Here is a 1,215-nt window from a genome sequence, read left to right as displayed (position 1 = left end):
CCATATAGCGGTTCATCAGCACGTAGCGCAGCTCGGTATCCTTGACGTTGATCACCGCCGGAACGGTGTCGATAACCTGCTGCAGCAGCAGCCGGCTCTCGGCGACCGCCTGCTCGGCGCGCTTCTGATCGGTAATATCGCGCACCGCGCCTTCGTAGCGGATGACGTTGCCGGCCTCGTCGCGGACCGCACCGGCGCTGTCCGACAGCCACAGCTCGTCGCCGTTGCGTTTGCGCGCCTGATACTCGAATTCGCGCACCATGCCGTCGCGCTGCATCAGCTCGCGATATTGCTCGCGCTTGGCCGGATCGATGTAGATCGTGGTGGTGACGTCGGCGGTGGCGCGGATCAGTTCGGCCGGGCTGTCATAGCCCATCATCCGCGCCAGCGCCGGATTGGCGTTGAGCAGCGCGCCGTCGGGCGTCGTCACATAGATGCCGTCGATCGAGCCTTCGAACAGCTTGCGATAGCTCTCTTCGGCGAGCCGCTGCTCGGCGAGCGCCCGCACCGCGGCTTCGCGGGCGTTGTCGGCCTCGACCAGGGTGCGGCGGAACACTTCGGCGGCGCGAGCGATGTCGCCGATCTCGTTCTTCACGTCGGTCGCCGGGATCGCGGTGAATTGCTGTCCCGCCGCCAGCGAACGGATCGCCCGGGTGATCGCGGTCAGCGGTCCGACGGTGCGGCGGACCACGAAGGCCGCCGCCATCCGGCCGAGCAGCACGCCGGCGATGCCGAGCACGATGCTCTGCCATTTGTCTTCGGCCAGCGTGCGGGCGAGATCGCGCGACAGCACCCGGCCGCGACGGGCAGCGGCATCGCGCAGCAGTTCTGTGACCTTGCCGATCAGCCGGCCCTCGGTGCCGAGCACGTCGCGGTCGAGATCGGCGATCTCCTGCTCCACCGCCGCGGTCGCGGCGATCAGCTCGGCGTAGTCGCGAACCGAACGGGCCGCGGTCGCGTCGCCGATCGGCAGCGCGCGCATCCGCCGCGCCGCGTCGCTGGCGCCCATCAGGTCGCGCGACAGCAGCGCGGCCCCGACCTTGATCTGGGCCGAATGCAGTTCGCCGGCGAGCTTGCGATCGGACAGGCCGGCGATCGTCGCCTCGAACGCCTCGCGCAGCGCCGGGATCTTCGCCACCAGCTCGCCACGGCGCTGCATCAACTCGGTGATGCGCTGCAGCCCGTCGCGATAATTGGTCAGCCGCTCGGTGACGC

Annotated in this window: 1 protein-coding gene; it reads right to left on the bottom strand. The window is 69.1% G+C overall.

The window, feature by feature from the left end; translation table 11 throughout:
- A partial coding sequence (locus DYI24_RS26840) for a PAS domain S-box protein (protein ID WP_164574486.1) occupies window positions 1–1,215 on the bottom strand: 1,215 nt, incomplete at both ends.

Origin of the sequence: Rhodopseudomonas sp. BR0C11, assembly GCF_010820945.1 — a bacterium.
GTDB lineage: Bacteria > Pseudomonadota > Alphaproteobacteria > Rhizobiales > Xanthobacteraceae > Rhodopseudomonas > Rhodopseudomonas palustris_H.
The sequence above is the reverse complement of the archived record's forward strand: the minus strand, read 5'-3'. Positions and strand labels throughout refer to the sequence as shown.